Genomic DNA, 14,975 nt, shown 5'->3' on the forward strand with positions numbered 1-14,975 from the left:
AAAATACTTAATCCATTGAGCCAACCTGCTTATTAATATCTCCGTCAGATCCGACTATTTCTTGTTTAACACCTCCTCCATTATCCTTAACCCATCCAAAACCGGGAACATATATTTTACCGTCCTTTTTCTCACCGCCCTTGGGTTCTGATTTATTTGACGTGCTATTTTTTGCGGCACCAGGTTGCTTGCTTGCAGGCTTTTTTACTGAATCTGGAGCTTTGGGAGTAACATTCTCCTGTACCTTTGGTTTTGAAATGGTGGGAATCTTTGGCTTAACTGGGTCAGGCTGAATCGTCTGCTTTGTTCCGCTTGAAACCGCAGTATTCGGTGTTTTAGCTGAGGTTCTCTCTGAAGGGTTACTATCATCCTGAATAACTATATTTTTTTCCGTTGTTAAAGCTTCACTTGGTGTCACAACAGTTGGATTTACCTGAACTGATGATGATGATGCAGCAATATCCTTAGTATCTTCCATTTTAAACTTAGTGGCTATCGCTGCAATGAGGATTATACATATAATTCCCAAACCGGTAACTACCAACCATTTCATTGGTTTCTTTTTCATAAGCTCTTGCCTCCTCATATAATACACTCCTGTAAGACTCTTACAAGCCCAACCCTACCACAGGAGTTATATAAAGTCTATTTAATTTGACTAATTCATTAAAACATAGGCATATACCTAGCCTGCACCCTTAGCTTAATTTGCAGCGGCAGTAGCGCCTTGCCTGCAAATGATACGGGTACCTCCAGCTTTATTTCAGCATTGGCAAGAAGGCTATTTGTATTAAATTTTTCATAAGGGGCTATCGGTGGGTTGTTGATGTCTAAAGATAAGCCTGAAAGTATGAATTCTTGTTTTTTTCCGGAGTATTTAACATGAAAGCCATTTTCTGATTTCAATCCCAAAGCTTTATCCAGACGGCTGTATATATCTCCGTAATCTGTGCTGTCAGCCCATTCTGTACCGTTCGGCATATACGCACCCGCATAACCTTCACGGATACAATTATATACATTATCATAATTCTCGTTTATTGTCGAAATAACAGCAGACTGTAGTGCATCCCGAACACCCTGTGATATTATGAGCAGGCGTATGTATTCCGATAAACCGCACATTATTAAAATTACAGTGAGGACAGCAGCAGCAATAAGTGGAAAAGACGAACCTCTCTTATCCCGTATTATATCATTTATTTTTTTCATTTCCAATACCTCTCACCTTTACCTAATGCCTGTGCCTTTAATGTAATTGGAAAGCTGCCAAAGCCTCCAAAAAGACCTATATCCTTTTGAAGCGTAACCGTTACAGCAAATTCCTCATCTAGCTGTATATTACCTGTCTGAGACCATGTAACCTTAGGATCAAGCCCTGTTTTTTCCTTAAGCTTCTGTGTTCTTAAAGCAGTTTCACGCCCTACCCGACCTGCTGTTTCTGCCTCGCGGCACAGTTCAGAGGCAAAGGTATCCAACTGGCTTTTTGCAATATATACGGGAAAGACCTTGACTGCAAGAGCCACTACCAGCATGGTACACAGTACGAGCACCGACACATCTATGTATCCTTCGCCCCTTTTGTTGTTTATTTTTCTCAACACATTTGCACCTCGTTATCCTGTTTAGCTTCATTCAGCCTATGTTTTATATCCATGCCTAACATTAATACCCTCCCACTAAAACATACCTCCAAGTGATTTAAGAATTTCATATGCGATAATTACAAGGTACGTCAACATAAAGCACATCAGCATTATAAATGAAAAAATACGTATTTTCGGCGGTATCTTTTGTGCTTCGCCCTTAAGTCTCTGCAGCTCAAATGCCTTGAAATCATGTTCCAGCATCTGAAAATATACAGCACCGTCATCACCCCTTAAAACTCCGATAAGCCCCCTTACTACATCCGACAGCCTTGATGAATTCATCCTTGCCTCAAATCTCGTAAGTGCTGACTCATATCCGGAGGAACGCATATCTGCGGTTACAATATCCAGCTCCCTTCGAAAGGCTGCCCCTGCGTTTTTCTTATAGTTTTCAAGCATGGTAAGTACATCACGACTGCTTTTAAGTGATTGCGCAATTGTAGCTGCAAACCTGGGCAGCTCGCTTTCAATTTGTTCCCTCTTGACCCTCAGTCTTTCATCTGCCCTTTTAGACTCCTTAAAGTACATAAGTACTGCAACAATTATAAAGGCTGGTGAAAGCATCGGAAATATCAGTATGCATGGAAGCACACCTGTAAGTACTGCACCCGCCTTAACTATCGCATATGCTGTGTAAACCTCTGGTGTCATGCTTATGTCTGCAGCCTTGAGAATGCTTGACATGCGGCTCTTACGATACTTATCCATGTGTATGATTTTTGAAAGCTTGACTGCCCATGACACTAGATATATTTCGATTATTTGGGATGCCCTTTTACTCTTCCTCTCTGTATTCAGCATAGCCTTTGCCGCTTTCACGGTCGGAAGTTTCAATACATATGCAAAAATAAAAAACAGCCCCATTGCAAAAAGGGCTGCAAATAGTATTAATAGTATTGTCATGTCTGCTACCTCCTGTATTCAATAGGCTTTGTCAGCTTAATTACAAAGGACGCAGATATAAAAATTGCTGCTGCACAAACAGCAAGTACAAGCTGTCCTATTGTTGTGTTCATCAAGGTATTAAACCACGACCTATTAAGAAGGTACGTTACAGGGATGTTTCCAATTACTAATAGTGCCATCGTTATAAATTCATTTCGAGGCTCAAGCACAAGGTATTCCAGCTCTGCGTTAACAATCCTCATGTCTGACAGCTTAGTGACTATAGGTGTAAGGGTTGTTTTAAGGCTCCTGTCATACTGACATGAGCTGACAGCATCACACCATTCATGAAAAACATTATTTTCTATTTTGGGACTCATAGCCTTTAATGCTGCATCAATATCGGGGTTAACAAGTCTTATCTGTGTCAAAAAGCTTTCAAATATACTGCGCACAGGAGGATTCAAATAACCTATACTTTCCTCAACGGCAGTAAATATATCTTCATTTCTTAAATAGGCCGTGGTAATAATGGAAAGCGCCGTTTCCAGCTCTGCAGCGATGCTCTTTTTGTAATTGGTTGATGTAAGTCTGACATACCAGAAAGGAATAAACATAAAGCCCACTGCAAGAACAGGGATAAGAAATATATTCTGCAGAATTATGGCAATACCGGCTCCGGCAGCAAACAGCAGCAGTGATATCAGACAAATTGCTGAGAAACGGCTGCTGCGACCTGTTACTGAAAGTATCTCCTGCATTTCTTTGATTTCTCGCTGTAAAAAGGATAACCTTTTGCGTCCTGCTGCTTCATTTATTTCATCCCTGATAGTCACCGAATGTCTTGTTAAGAAGCTAAACAAACCATCAGCGAATTCTATTGGAGAGATTCCGAACAAAATAAAGCAGCCTGCAATAAAGCCGGTACAGGCCGTAAGCTGAATAAATGTCACGCTCTCACTCCCTTCGGTTCAGAATACTGTCCCTTTAATATATTATTGAGCACCTCCTGAGGCATACCATTTTCAAGGAAACGTTTTTGCAAACCTTGAGATATCCGCTGCTCTTTTTTATGCTTTCCGTTTATAAAAAGCTTTCCGTCCTCTATTCTGTTTTCCGTAATGTTGAAGCGGTAAAGTGTGCGGAAGCATCGTGTTCCGTCAGCCCTTATCTCACATTCCATTATTTCCATCATTCTTCTCTGCTTGTTTTCAAGCTGCTTTGTAAACACCACAATAGGGAATGCCTCAGTCACAAGTGACATAAGCGTATCATCATTTATGTCATATTTCCTTTTACAAAGGGTAGCCATTCTTCTCCATGTGGCTTCACAGCTGTTGCTGTGTATCGTAGTGAGTACGGTATGCCCGGTTCTTGCGGATTCCTGTGCTGTATATGCCTCTGATGAGCGCATCTCCCCAACACAGATGATCTCAGGATTAAATCTCAGTGCCATATCCAGCAGCATATTCTGATCAACATTCTGCTTTTCGTTGTCACTGCTCCTTGTAAGTGTATGTATAACACTGTTTACTATCTTACCGTTCTTTTTACGTACAAGTGCCAGCTCACGGGAGCCGTTTTCTATTGTAAAAATCCTTTTGTTGTCCGGTATTGTTGTAAGAAGCCAGCCCGCCACCGTAGTTTTGCCAGATGAGGTTGCACCTGCCACGCATACAGATATGCCGTATCTCAGGCATTCGGACAGAAAGTTCAGCATTTCCTCTGTTGCCGTTCCTCCGTTTACAAAATCCTGCTTTCCCATGCTTTGCGGATTAACAATACGAATAGAGGCTGACACACCCACATCCTCGTCTACAAGCGGTGCTTTCAGTACCGCAATACGAATGTTTTTGCTCAGATGCCCTAAAATCGCAGGGCTTGCGTTATCCAGCACCATGCCTGACACATGAAGCATTCTTCTTATAACATTAACAGCATGCTCTGGAGAGTCAAAGTGCTCCTCCAGCTTAACAGTGCTTCCGTCTGAGTATTGGACTTCTATGTCATTCCAAGCATTTATATCTACTTCCTCAATACCTGTACAGAATATATACTTTGTAAGGAAGCTAAATTCAGCCATTTCTGCATACAGGCTGTCCACCAGCTGTGCCTCGCTCATGCCGTTTACAGCAATACGGTAATCCTGAAGGTATTTTGTAATATACCTTTTTATCTGTGACTTGACCTCATCCTTTCCTCCTTCAATTATGAGTGTGGAATATTTAGATGAAATATATTCCTGTACCTCCTGTAAAACTGCATTGAAATCTCTAGAGCCTTCCTTTGGCACAAAGAAAAGGTTTTTATTATTAGCTATATTTGAAATATATTGGGTTTGTACTCTTTGGTCGGCTTGAGGGGCTGACGATGCTTTACTAGAGATAAATCCGTCCGACAAGCGTGCTGTATTGTTTTTTTCGGAATGGATACAGGAATTCTTTTGCCTTTTATTTTTCACACTCCAAGCACCTCCTTGCTTATTTTTTCTATTTCTCTTCGGAAGCCTCGGCTTTCCTTTAGTACAAGATCCTTAAACAAATCACCTTCCAGAAATTGATTTTCGAGTTCGTTGGAGTGAGGTATTTTAAACGCTGTATTACCCAGTACTCTTTCAATGATTTCACCTGCTTCGCCATTCTTTAAATTACTCGCAGCCTTGTACTGCTTTTCAGTATTCCAGCTGTTGTCCTGCAAAAGAGGAAGCTGTGAGGATAGATAGCTGACCGATTTAAGATCACAGTTTACAAGTCTCAGAACAGAATCAGCTTCCATCAGCGAAACTGCAGACAGTATATCCGTTGCAATTGTACTGCTGCAATCAATTATTATATATGGAACAATATTTTTGAGACGCTCAATCAGATCCTTAGCCAGCTCAGCATTATATGGAGGATACGTAAATACATTTTCACCCTTTAGCATTCCTATAAGTGTCAAATATTTTATTTTTCTGTGTGTTATACAGTTTTGCTTAATAAGGGTATCTGTTATATGTGTAGCTGCCAGAATACTTCCTAGTGATTTTTCACACTCCAGATCTGTGGGTGGACAAATACATGGCAGCATAGGTGCTGTCATATCGCAAAGGAGCAACGCTACATTTTTCCGTTTATCTGCGAGGTATTTTACAAGCTTTACAGCGACAGCAGTTTTTCCGCTTCCCGGACTCCCCCATACTGCCAATACCTGAGAAGGCATTTCAGATTCACTTTTCTCCGATAGCCTTCCTGTATTCCGGGAGAAAATACTCCCCTTTATAAAATTAAGCATTATTCACCCTCACCTTCTTGCATTGCATCTACACCTGTAATTGGCGTTTTATTAGCTTCATTGCTGTCGCCCGAATTGATTTCTGCATTTAACTCGGCCTTTTTTTCTTTTTCGGGGTATAAGTCTTTGATTACCTTGTCCTGATAATCTATAAACTTATCAGCATTTTCCTTGCTACCACGGTACACAAGGGACAGGTGTAGCTTTCCGTCCGACTCCAATCCTGCAAGTATTTCGCTCTGAGTCTGAGAAACCAGAAGGGTTACAGTGCTTGGGAGCTCCTTTTCCTTGTTGTCTGACTTCTTCTCCATATTTTCACTTGTATTGGTGTCATAGCCTGTGCTGGCAGTAACACCTATAACCCTTACATACCGAAGCTCCTCCGGTACAATGGATATACCCTGATTTTTGTAATCCGGTGCAATAACAGAAACTATATCCCCGGGCATCAGCTTCCCTGAAAGCCCGCTTGCGAAGCTTCTGACTGTTACCGATATTGCCTGCTTTTCACCGTTTAAGCTGTGCAAATATGAATTTTCAGCGACAGGAGCAGCTGACAGCTTTGTAATTAATATATAGTCTCCTTCCTTCATGTCTGCTAAGACATATTTGTCAATGACGTCATCCTTGCTTTTAATCACACCTGACGGGAGATTATAGCTGCCCACCTCAACAGTCTGCACCATATTCCCGTTGATTTTATCGCCTGCCTTTATATCCCTTGAAACACGTACAATGCTTGTTCTTTGAGAAAGGCTTGAGTTAAAAAGAGGTGTAACTGCAAAACAGATTACAAGTGACAGCAGTATGCAGCTTACACCGAGAACAGTTCGGTTTTTTAAAATATTCATAGAGTAATGCCTCCTGTACTAATTAAATATGCTGTGATACAGCCTATTGATAAAAAGGGTGCAAGAGGGAACGCCCTCTTCCGTTCCCTCTTACGAAGCCTTTGCGTTATAGCATAAGCAGCATAAAAAAGAAGCATTGCAGTAAGACCGATAATCATTGCTGCTATGCCTCCTCCTATGCCCAGAACTATCCCTGCTGCTGCCGTCAGCTTGATATCTCCGCCTCCAATTTTGCCATTCATAAGTGCGGCAATAAAAAAAGGAATAGCTGAAAAACAGCCAAGAAGTCTAGAAGGCTCAAAAATCATTAAGCCTGTAAGAGCAACACCTATACATACTGTATCTGGAATTATTCGTTTTTTAACATCAAAGACAGATGCTATCAAAAGAAGTGCTACAAAAAGGACTGACTGGAGCATGAACAGCAGACTTCCCTGACCAATGCTATTATCCTGCATAATTGAACATCTCTTTAATGCGCTGTGTAAGTGTCGGCAGGATAGTATTCCCAAATAAAGAATATAGTCCTGCAAGAATCAAGGCTCCTATTACTACTGACATTAATATTTTAATTGCGGTATCCACAAAGCCTTCTCCAGATTGAGATTGAAAAACACTCATTAGCTTTATTACAGTACTGTTGATTTGATTTTTCCTTTTTAATAATGGCTTTCTCATTATTTATTCCCTCCGGTATATTTTACTAATAATTATTATTTGTTTATACCTATCCCATTTGTATACCATGATCCTGCTCCTTCAGCTGTACTTGGGTATGCTCCGCTGATTTCTGTCCCTGTATTAGTGCCTGATGGTAGGCACTTATGACTTCATCGTTCAGCTGCTGTCTAAAAGCGGCTGTTATAGGAAAGCATATGTCCTTGTATTCTCCGTTTCCTGCCTTGTAGCTTGGCATGGCCACAAACATTCCCTTGCTGCTTTCCATCACCTTAACATTCCGTATTGCAAAGCAGTCATTTAGATTAATGGAGGCAGTTGCCCTTATACTGCCCGCTGGTCGAATAGAGCCGATTTTTACATCTATCTTCATTTGAGGAGACTGCACTGTATTTGGGGACATATCTTTTTGAGTGGTTTCTGTTTTCTTCATTCCTTTTTCCTCCTGCTTTTAAATTTTAAAACAGCCCTCAGCTATTAACCTGCCTTATAGCTTCATGGCTTGTCCGTTATTCTGCTCCTGCCCTAGCGGCTTAAAAGCAATTTCCTTGAATCCAAAGCTGTCAACGTAGTGGAATGTGCTGCCGTTACTGCTGTAAAGCTCAATAACATCTGATATTGACAAGCTGTGACCTTTGAATCCATTGGGATGATAAAGGTTGAACTTTTCAAAGATGGCCTCAAGGTCATTGGTTTCCATATGCCCATCATACACAACATTGTAATTTTCAGGCGTTGGCTCTCCAAAGCCTTTTATGAGCTCATTGTAGCTAATGAATTTCATCAATACATTTACATCCGACTTTAGCTGATAAATACGGCAGCTTTTTAAAGCTGGCATGCTTCCGTCAATATTGGGCTTACTGTATGCCAGCTTATCATATACTCCGTTTGTCCACTCTGCCTCTAGTCTTCTTTCCTTTTCGAGGTAATGCTTCAATTCCTCACACTGAAACATTGTATCAACTACCGCTTTTTCTCCTTCTACATATCCTGCAGTGTTTCCATAGAACATTATTCTGTCGTTTTTTATGCTGATTCCCTTCATTCTGCCCCTCCACTCATCATGTCTTAATTTTTATTCAAAATAATATGCTACCGAGTAAGTAATGTTGCTCTTGTTGTACATGCAGTCATGATTCGTATAATAATAGAATTCTAGCTGTAAATATACCCCTGCCGTGAGCTTCCGACTAAAGGTAATACCATTATTCGTATTCTGGTAGTCCAGCTGATCCCAATTACCAGTCAGAGCATTGTAGCCTCTCACACTTCCATAGTCACTTCCTGAATGTCCTGAAACAGGCGGAACAGTAAAGGTATACTCGGTAATCGTTGCACCCTCTATTCCATTTTCGACTATTACGGACTCTGGTCCGTCCAGTGTCATGCCGCCTCCGTTGGCTGAGTCTGCTACAAAAAATACTATTGCTGCCCACGGAGATTCCATACCAGTTGAATCTACAGCCTTAACACGGACAGTATTCTTGCCAAGAGGATATACTAAGGTTTCAGCCGGTCTGCCCTCCCATATATATGTAATAGCATCACCATCTGGATCAGTCGATACTGCAGTTATAGTTACAGGTGCATTTGGTGCAATACTGTTGCCATTTGGTGTTCTTGTAATTACAGGTGTGGCTGGCGCCGTGCTTACAACATTGAAGCTAATTTCTGACCATCTTGAAACAGCACCGAAGGTATCCCTTGCCCTGACCTTAACAGTATGAGTACCAACTGAATAATATCCATCAGCACTATGGTCTGAATATTCATAGGTAACTGCATCTCCGTCAGGGTCAGTTGCAGAGGCTGTAATATTTACAAGGAGCTTTTGCTCCTTGGCTGTTCTTGTTACTGTAGCATGTCCAGCAGGTGCATTTGGAGCTGTATTACTTACAGCTATATTTTCTGAATGGGTATATATTTTCCCCTCGCTGTCCTTAACAGTTGCTGTCAGTGTATAGTCTCCGACAGCATTTATAGCGATACTCCCACCGTTGCTGCTAAGACTGCCTGTATAGCCTGTCGTACTGCCACCCTTAGTAAGGGACCAGGTAATATTGTTACCCTCCAAGCCAGAAACCTCCTTCATAGTGACGCTAAAGCTTTTACCTGCATGTATGGAGGAAGATGCTGTAAAGGAACAGTCTATATTGGGCTTAATAGTTATGGGATTGGATAAAAAGGTAAAGGTACGATTATTTGCATCTGTTATATCAGCAGTGAGCTCTACTGAAATAGTTTTATTGGTGCTTATATAGATTTCACCTCCAGTACTTGAAAGTGTACCGCTTGCATACTGGGTGTACGGCACTAAAGCACCTCCGTCAATTGAAATGCTCCATATGGCATTGAACCCTTCCAACTCGCTACCGACAACAGCTGCCAATATGGAATCTCCGCTATATACCAGTTTAGGTAGGCTTATATCCATTTCAGGTATTGGATATACGGTAATTGCTTTGCTGCAAGTAAATGCTCTGCCTGTGATATCTGTGGCAGTCACAGTAAAGGTGTATTTCCCTTTTTGCTTAAAAGTAATTTTTCCTCCTGCCCCTGTTAGACTCCCGTAAGCAATGCTGTCCAGTGCTTCCTCCCTCCCATCCTTTGTGGCAGTCCATGTAATGTCAAAACCTTCAAGCTCAGAACCAGCTGTAATATCAACAGTTTCATTTGTATAGGTGTATACTGGAAGCTTAAGTTCTGGATTAAGCACCGGATAAACGGTTATACCCTTTGCATATTTTGTTTCTCTGCCATTGTTGCTTAGCCCAATAGCTGTAAGGGTATATTTCCCGCTATCCTTAAATGAAATTTTCCCTCCGCCTTGAGACAGTGAACTGTTTATTGCTTGTGCAATATCAATAGGAGCCTGCACTCCGGCCTCTGTTTCCTTGGTAAGGGACCATTTAAGTATTTGAGTATATTTAACAATAGGTGATATGCTGATTTCTGTATCAGTATGTGCTTTATCCGGCAGTTCAAATTCCACTTGTGCATCTGGATAGCTGTTGGAGCTGTTGCTTGACCCACTTCCATTATTACCTGAGCTGTCTGCAGGCGGTGTTTCGTTACCCTGCTTTTCGTTTTGCTTCATCTGGTTATCAATCAGCTGGAATGCTTCTGCCCTTGTAGCTTCACCCTTTGGTCGAAGAGTATTGTCAGGATATCCGGCTAAAATATTGTTTTGCTTTGCAATTATTACATAGCCCCTGTCTGCACTGCTGATATCAGCATCGTCCCTAAAGCCTGTATTTCCGTTAGTGCTCCTTGCTTCACCATTTTTTCCGCTTGCTCTTACCAGCATCCTTATAATTTCAATACGGGTAATTGGCTTATCAGGCTTGATGCTGCCGTCATAATCCGCCTTTGCAATAATACCTCTTTCAACTAGGGTCTTAATGCAACTCTCTGACCAGTGATGATAGATGTCATTAAAGGGTTGGGGTTCTTCTGTCATTGTTATATCAACTCTCAAGCTTTTTGCCAGCATTGAAGCAAACTGACCTCGCGTGATTATTTCGTCAGGTCTGACCGTTCCGTCAGGATACCCGCTGATTACACCTTTTTGCGATAAATGTGTAACTGCCTTCTTTGACCAATGGTTTATGGCATCGGGAAACTGTTTAGCACTGGCATAAGCATTACCTATCAGTATAAAATAAATGACAAGTGTCATAATACAAACATTTTTACTCTTCCATTTCATAAATTCATTCCTTCCTATGTTTTAAATAAAAAAAGCCATGGTCATTTTTTTGACGCTGGCTCTGTATCCTGTGTTAATTTTTCACCGCTGATTACTTAAAGCTTGATATTCATCCCACTATCCTGCTGTCCCAACAGAAATTCATCTATAACCTCCTGAGACGGATAAATCACTTTTCCCTTTATCATTTCAAATACACAAAAGTCATTCCGGTCGCATAGCATTACCCTGTGCTGGTAGTCCTTCTGCATTTTTATGTACTTCATAGCCTCCTTTTCGTCAGCCAGCCACACGCCTGCGGAATATCTTCCGTCTGGAAGAAAGCTGTAACCGCTGTACTTAGGATCAGCTTCTCTTAGTTCAACTTCATTGCAAGGCCGGATTTGCGACAGGTGCAGCCGAGCCAAATCCGGCAATAGTTTAGGCTTCAGTGTGCCAAGTACATCGCTTCGATTCCACCGCACATGAGTTCCATCAGCAAGAGCTACTGTAAATACCGAACGTCCTATTGGGTTTGGATTGCTTCCGTTACCGCCATTGCAAAAATACAGCTGATGCAATGAATTCTGATATTTCTCTGGCAGTGAGGATTGCTTCAATACAATAACTCTGCCTGCAATAGACATGGCATACCCGGTTTCTAAGCAGTCCTCCTGTGTAAAAGTATTTCTTTCTATCATAGCTGCTCCTTTCTGCGTTCCACAAGCTCCAGAATACTGGCTGCAATATTAATCTGCTTTTCCTCCGACATTTCTTTTATTGCCGCTCTCACATATGCCTCCCTTGCTTCAGGTGTCTGATCTCCTACCTCTATAAGATTCATCTTTTTAGCTATGACTGTTCCCTTATGAAGTCCAAGCTTCACAATATCGCCTGCTTCCATCTCTGCGGCAGTCCGAAGCTCCTTTGGAATGAGGATACGTCCCTTACAGTCAATAATTTTGTATATGTTTTTTCCCTTACTCATGCATTAGTCCTCCATTTCTTAAAACCTCACTCACAGTATCCTTACTTATGCCCAAATCCTCGAACAGCTCACGAAGCTCCTTTGACAGTCTGTCTGTCAAATCTGCCTCCGTAATAACAACAGCACCCTTAGCACATATAACCTCAAGGTCGCTGTTGTACGGAATTTCAGCCTTCTCCAGAATATCAAGCGGCAAGGTCAGCTCTGTCTGGTTATCCTCAAGAATATTTGCAATACCGTCAGGTGTGACAACAAATTCCTTAAAACTATTTTCCATACCATCTTTTGAAGCACTTACAAATGAAAGCTTTACCGTATCTCCTGAAGCAAAGCCCATTTTACGCATAAGCTCCGCTGGTATGGTAACCTCTCCTATTTCATTAACACTGGTTTCAATTTCAATCATTTTCATAGCTTTCTCCTTCTGAATATAAATATTTTCAGCCATCAGATAAATCAATAAGCCCCATCTGAGTAGGCTTAGCCTTGTATAGTGAGGTGTCATAGTTTGTTATTATAACCTCTGAATATTCACAGCCCTTGTCATATCTCTGAGCCAAATTATTCAATCGGCTGACAGACTCAATAAAAAAGTCTTTATACAGCTCACGTATATATTGGCAGTCATTGTATGACACCATCCATTTACCACGGCAGCCAGTGAGTACATCTCTTAAACGTACATGATCCTCCCTTCTGAATTTAACTGCATAGTGATCCTCCGTTTCAAAATATGGCGGATCAATATAAAAAAAGGCATTATCCCTGTCATAATGAAGGATTAATGCCTCAAAATCTTTGTTTTCAATCAAGGTGTTTTTAAGTCGCCGACTGCCTGACCAAATGAGATGAAAGGTTTTTCTTATATCAAAGGGCTGACAGCTAAAGGAGGTGCATCCGCTTCCATAGCTGTATCGTATGAGCTTAAAAAAGGCAGCTGCACGCTTTACATCACACATTGTAGCGTTCTCAATAAGAATTAGCCTTATTTCCTCAAACTGCGGGTCACTTAAATAGTGCTGTGCAAGCTCCAGCTCTTCCTGAAGATATTGACTGGTGAAATCCTCCTTTTCAAGATATTTTTTTAAAGCTGTAAAGTCGTCTCTGCTGTTTAATGGCAAAAAATTAAGCTCTTTTAGCAATGCAAAGGGTCTTTCCTTTATACAGCAGAACAGGTTTACAAGATCTGAATTAAAATCATTGTATACCTCCATGCATTTATCCGGCGTTCTGCCGAATAGCACCCAGCCACCTCCGCCGAAAACCTCTATGTAACGAGCGAAGTCTCTGGGCATTCTCATATAAATTAGCTCTCGTAAAGCTCTTTTGCCTCCAACCCAGCTAATAACGCTATCCAATAAAATTGTCACCTCCTCGCCCCATTGATTTTATTAATCTCTGTTCTCATACAGCTGCCATCCGTTGCCCAGCAAATGAAGCCAACACTCGGATATGGACATCCCCTGCATTGCTTTGTATCCTTTGGCAGCGAAACAGAATAAAGCTGCCTTTTTTGCACATGAACACTATTCGGTTCTTGAATATTCCCCTTTAAATCCACTTTTTTCTCCTTTCCGTCAATAAAAAAGACACCGCAGTTTAAGGCAGTGTCTCATTTTGATTACTATTTATTTTTTAAGCCATACAAAGCTTATGAAAGTCTATTTAGAAGAATTTGCTTCATTATAAATAATTCGGATGAAATCTGACTAAATTCCAACTATACACACTTACACTATAAAAAAATGACACCCAAATTGAGTGTCGTTAGCAGGAGTGTATTATGAAAGCATAAATCGAGAGAATGATATATATAAATTGCCATTGGCTTGAAACAATATATTATATCTGTAGTTTCTATAGTTACTGGCAAAACTTAAAATTTATTGGAATTAATTCTTCTTTAAGTGGGCATATAAAACACATTTTTTTGTACTGTTCGCAAAATTTTACACCCCCCTCCTGCCGGACTTTATGTGGATTTAAAAGTTTTATGCATTCATATTCAGGTTAATTTGTGGTACATTTTGTACCACTTTATTATAATATTATACCCTATAATAGTCAATTAATTTTTACCATTGGTATCATTTATTTACAGTCTTCTGTGGATAATGTCAGATACTAAAATTGAAATAAAACAACTTGAAAGGCTTATTCTTTAGCTTAATAAAGCATACAAAAAATAAATATCTCTATTAAAAAATCGTGTAAGGGGGTGCCGTCAGTCCCCTTACACGATTTTTTGTATTGGCTATTCCTCAATATTTTCTTTATACCAATACCTTAAAAAATAAAAGAAGTGTACCAACCTTAATTTAAAGAAAATCAAGTGCATTTTATGATAGTTTGTCGTTAGTAATTGTTAAAAGTTGGTACACTTCGTACCACTTTTATTATAATACTCCCCCATATATCAGTCAACCTTATTTTGTAATTATTCTAAAATAATTACAATTTTACGATAATAAATTGCACAAAATGGTATATTTATCTATAATTATCTATTGAGGTGATTAAAAATGAATGTTTTGTCAGAGAGAGTAAAAAGTTTACGCAATGTTAAAGGACAATCCCAAAAAGATGTAGCAAAGGCTTTAGGCAAAAGCAGAGAAGCTATTTCAAAATATGAGCGAGGCACTAGGAATCTTGACCCTGATGCTATTATACTATTTGCAAAGTATTTTAATGTTTCCTCTGACTATATGCTCGGAATCACTGATTATATTGAAGAAATGGCTTCTGGGAAAAGAACGCCTTACAGTCCGGAATTATATGCCTTTGAAAAGTACTTGAATAATCAGGCGTTTATCCCTTATCTTGAGCTGGCAGTGAGAATGAAGGATTCAAATATTGAAATAAATCGATTTGAAGTACTTATAAATAAGCTAATCAAGCAGGCAAAAAAAGAAAAACACCTTTAAGAATTCATTTTATTAACGGAATTAACCTTATTATTA

18 protein-coding genes and 2 pseudogenes are annotated in these 14,975 nt (G+C 40.2%); 1 reads left to right on the forward strand and 19 read right to left on the reverse strand.

What is annotated here, in order from left to right; all coding sequences use genetic code 11:
• Nucleotides 1–7: 7 nt before the first annotated feature.
• The 19 genes and pseudogenes from P0092_RS19315 to P0092_RS19400 all read right to left on the reverse strand — a co-directional run bounded on the left by P0092_RS19315 (nucleotide 8) and on the right by P0092_RS19400 (nucleotide 13,576).
• Nucleotides 8–568 carry a DUF6550 family protein gene (locus tag P0092_RS19315; protein ID WP_004622461.1) on the reverse strand — a complete coding sequence of 187 codons (561 nt, stop codon included), beginning with the start codon at nucleotides 566–568 and terminating at the stop codon, nucleotides 8–10.
• 98 nt (nucleotides 569–666) lie between these two features.
• Nucleotides 667–1,212 (reverse strand): hypothetical protein, encoded by a 546-nt coding sequence (locus P0092_RS19320; protein WP_004622460.1) that lies wholly within the window; start codon nucleotides 1,210–1,212, stop codon nucleotides 667–669.
• A complete protein-coding gene (locus P0092_RS19325) occupies nucleotides 1,209–1,535 on the reverse strand; it encodes a DUF4320 family protein (RefSeq protein WP_422784830.1) in 327 nt (108 codons plus the stop codon). The genes P0092_RS19320 and P0092_RS19325 overlap by 4 nt, the downstream gene beginning before the upstream one ends.
• Before the next feature lie 144 nt (nucleotides 1,536–1,679).
• Nucleotides 1,680–2,552: a hypothetical protein gene (locus P0092_RS19330; protein ID WP_004622458.1), complete on the reverse strand. Its 873-nt coding sequence runs from the start codon at nucleotides 2,550–2,552 to the stop codon at nucleotides 1,680–1,682.
• 5 nt (nucleotides 2,553–2,557) lie between these two features.
• The gene (locus P0092_RS19335; RefSeq protein ID WP_004622457.1) at nucleotides 2,558–3,487 is read right to left on the reverse strand and encodes a type II secretion system F family protein; all 930 of its coding nucleotides are present in this window, start codon (nucleotides 3,485–3,487) and stop codon (nucleotides 2,558–2,560) included.
• Nucleotides 3,484–4,863, reverse strand: coding sequence for a type II/IV secretion system ATPase subunit (locus P0092_RS19340; RefSeq protein ID WP_040759524.1), 1,380 nt, complete (start codon nucleotides 4,861–4,863; stop codon nucleotides 3,484–3,486). The genes P0092_RS19335 and P0092_RS19340 overlap by 4 nt, the downstream gene beginning before the upstream one ends.
• A gap of 128 nt (nucleotides 4,864–4,991) precedes the next feature.
• Nucleotides 4,992–5,807 carry an AAA family ATPase gene (locus P0092_RS19345; RefSeq protein WP_004622455.1) on the reverse strand — a complete coding sequence of 272 codons (816 nt, stop codon included), beginning with the start codon at nucleotides 5,805–5,807 and terminating at the stop codon, nucleotides 4,992–4,994.
• Nucleotides 5,807–6,658 carry a Flp pilus assembly protein CpaB gene (cpaB, locus tag P0092_RS19350; protein ID WP_004622454.1) on the reverse strand — a complete coding sequence of 284 codons (852 nt, stop codon included), beginning with the start codon at nucleotides 6,656–6,658 and terminating at the stop codon, nucleotides 5,807–5,809. Before cpaB ends, P0092_RS19345 begins: the two co-directional genes overlap by 1 nt.
• Nucleotides 6,655–7,116, reverse strand: coding sequence for a prepilin peptidase (locus P0092_RS19355; protein WP_004622453.1), 462 nt, complete (start codon nucleotides 7,114–7,116; stop codon nucleotides 6,655–6,657). The genes cpaB and P0092_RS19355 overlap by 4 nt, the downstream gene beginning before the upstream one ends.
• Complete coding sequence (locus tag P0092_RS19360) at nucleotides 7,106–7,336, reverse strand: DUF6133 family protein (RefSeq protein WP_004622452.1); 231 nt, start codon at nucleotides 7,334–7,336, stop codon at nucleotides 7,106–7,108. Before P0092_RS19360 ends, P0092_RS19355 begins: the two co-directional genes overlap by 11 nt.
• A 49-nt stretch (nucleotides 7,337–7,385) precedes the next feature.
• Nucleotides 7,386–7,769 carry a SpoVG family protein gene (locus P0092_RS19365; protein WP_004622450.1) on the reverse strand — a complete coding sequence of 128 codons (384 nt, stop codon included), beginning with the start codon at nucleotides 7,767–7,769 and terminating at the stop codon, nucleotides 7,386–7,388.
• A 54-nt stretch (nucleotides 7,770–7,823) separates the two neighbouring features.
• Nucleotides 7,824–8,384 carry a YodL domain-containing protein gene (locus P0092_RS19370; RefSeq protein ID WP_004622448.1) on the reverse strand — a complete coding sequence of 187 codons (561 nt, stop codon included), beginning with the start codon at nucleotides 8,382–8,384 and terminating at the stop codon, nucleotides 7,824–7,826.
• 30 nt (nucleotides 8,385–8,414) lie between these two features.
• A pseudogene (locus tag P0092_RS22185) lies at nucleotides 8,415–9,773 on the reverse strand (S-layer homology domain-containing protein); the annotation flags it as partial.
• A gap of 696 nt (nucleotides 9,774–10,469) precedes the next feature.
• A pseudogene (locus P0092_RS22190) lies at nucleotides 10,470–11,048 on the reverse strand (S-layer homology domain-containing protein); the annotation flags it as partial.
• Nucleotides 11,049–11,143: 95 nt separating this feature from the next.
• Entirely contained in the window at nucleotides 11,144–11,728 is a 585-nt protein-coding gene (locus P0092_RS19380) for a hypothetical protein (protein ID WP_004622445.1), read from the reverse strand.
• A complete protein-coding gene (locus P0092_RS19385; protein ID WP_004622443.1) occupies nucleotides 11,725–12,015 on the reverse strand; it encodes a hypothetical protein in 291 nt (96 codons plus the stop codon). Before P0092_RS19385 ends, P0092_RS19380 begins: the two co-directional genes overlap by 4 nt.
• Nucleotides 12,008–12,427: an AbrB/MazE/SpoVT family DNA-binding domain-containing protein gene (locus tag P0092_RS19390; RefSeq protein WP_004622441.1), complete on the reverse strand. Its 420-nt coding sequence runs from the start codon at nucleotides 12,425–12,427 to the stop codon at nucleotides 12,008–12,010. The genes P0092_RS19385 and P0092_RS19390 overlap by 8 nt, the downstream gene beginning before the upstream one ends.
• 28 nt (nucleotides 12,428–12,455) lie before the next feature.
• Nucleotides 12,456–13,373, reverse strand: a complete 918-nt coding sequence (locus P0092_RS19395; protein WP_004622439.1) for a DNA adenine methylase — start codon at nucleotides 13,371–13,373, stop codon at nucleotides 12,456–12,458.
• A gap of 8 nt (nucleotides 13,374–13,381) precedes the next feature.
• On the reverse strand, nucleotides 13,382–13,576 hold the full coding sequence (locus tag P0092_RS19400; RefSeq protein WP_004622437.1) for a hypothetical protein: 195 nt from the start codon (nucleotides 13,574–13,576) through the stop codon (nucleotides 13,382–13,384).
• Nucleotides 13,577–14,537: 961 nt separating this feature from the next.
• Between P0092_RS19400 and P0092_RS19405 the strand changes: the two genes are divergently transcribed.
• Nucleotides 14,538–14,939 (forward strand): helix-turn-helix domain-containing protein, encoded by a 402-nt coding sequence (locus tag P0092_RS19405; RefSeq protein WP_004622435.1) that lies wholly within the window; start codon nucleotides 14,538–14,540, stop codon nucleotides 14,937–14,939.
• Nucleotides 14,940–14,975: the final 36 nt, after the last annotated feature.

Origin of the sequence: Ruminiclostridium papyrosolvens DSM 2782 (genome assembly GCF_029318685.1) — a bacterium.
GTDB classification, from domain to species: Bacteria; Bacillota; Clostridia; order Acetivibrionales; family DSM-1351; genus Ruminiclostridium; species Ruminiclostridium papyrosolvens.

Coding starts and splice junctions, on each gene's coding strand:
- P0092_RS19315 (WP_004622461.1), bottom strand. CDS start 568: ATGAAAAAGAAACCAATGAAATGGTTGGTAGTTACCGGTTTGGGAATT.
- P0092_RS19320 (WP_004622460.1), bottom strand. CDS start 1,212: ATGAAAAAAATAAATGATATAATACGGGATAAGAGAGGTTCGTCTTTT.
- P0092_RS19325 (WP_422784830.1), bottom strand. CDS start 1,535: ATGCTGGTAGTGGCTCTTGCAGTCAAGGTCTTTCCCGTATATATTGCA.
- P0092_RS19330 (WP_004622458.1), bottom strand. CDS start 2,552: ATGACAATACTATTAATACTATTTGCAGCCCTTTTTGCAATGGGGCTG.
- P0092_RS19345 (WP_004622455.1), bottom strand. CDS start 5,807: ATGCTTAATTTTATAAAGGGGAGTATTTTCTCCCGGAATACAGGAAGG.
- cpaB (WP_004622454.1), bottom strand. CDS start 6,658: ATGAATATTTTAAAAAACCGAACTGTTCTCGGTGTAAGCTGCATACTG.
- P0092_RS19355 (WP_004622453.1), bottom strand. CDS start 7,116: ATGCAGGATAATAGCATTGGTCAGGGAAGTCTGCTGTTCATGCTCCAG.
- P0092_RS19360 (WP_004622452.1), bottom strand. CDS start 7,336: ATGAGAAAGCCATTATTAAAAAGGAAAAATCAAATCAACAGTACTGTA.
- P0092_RS19365 (WP_004622450.1), bottom strand. CDS start 7,769: ATGAAGAAAACAGAAACCACTCAAAAAGATATGTCCCCAAATACAGTG.
- P0092_RS19370 (WP_004622448.1), bottom strand. CDS start 8,384: ATGAAGGGAATCAGCATAAAAAACGACAGAATAATGTTCTATGGAAAC.
- P0092_RS19380 (WP_004622445.1), bottom strand. CDS start 11,728: ATGATAGAAAGAAATACTTTTACACAGGAGGACTGCTTAGAAACCGGG.
- P0092_RS19385 (WP_004622443.1), bottom strand. CDS start 12,015: ATGAGTAAGGGAAAAAACATATACAAAATTATTGACTGTAAGGGACGT.
- P0092_RS19390 (WP_004622441.1), bottom strand. CDS start 12,427: ATGAAAATGATTGAAATTGAAACCAGTGTTAATGAAATAGGAGAGGTT.
- P0092_RS19405 (WP_004622435.1), top strand. CDS start 14,538: ATGAATGTTTTGTCAGAGAGAGTAAAAAGTTTACGCAATGTTAAAGGA.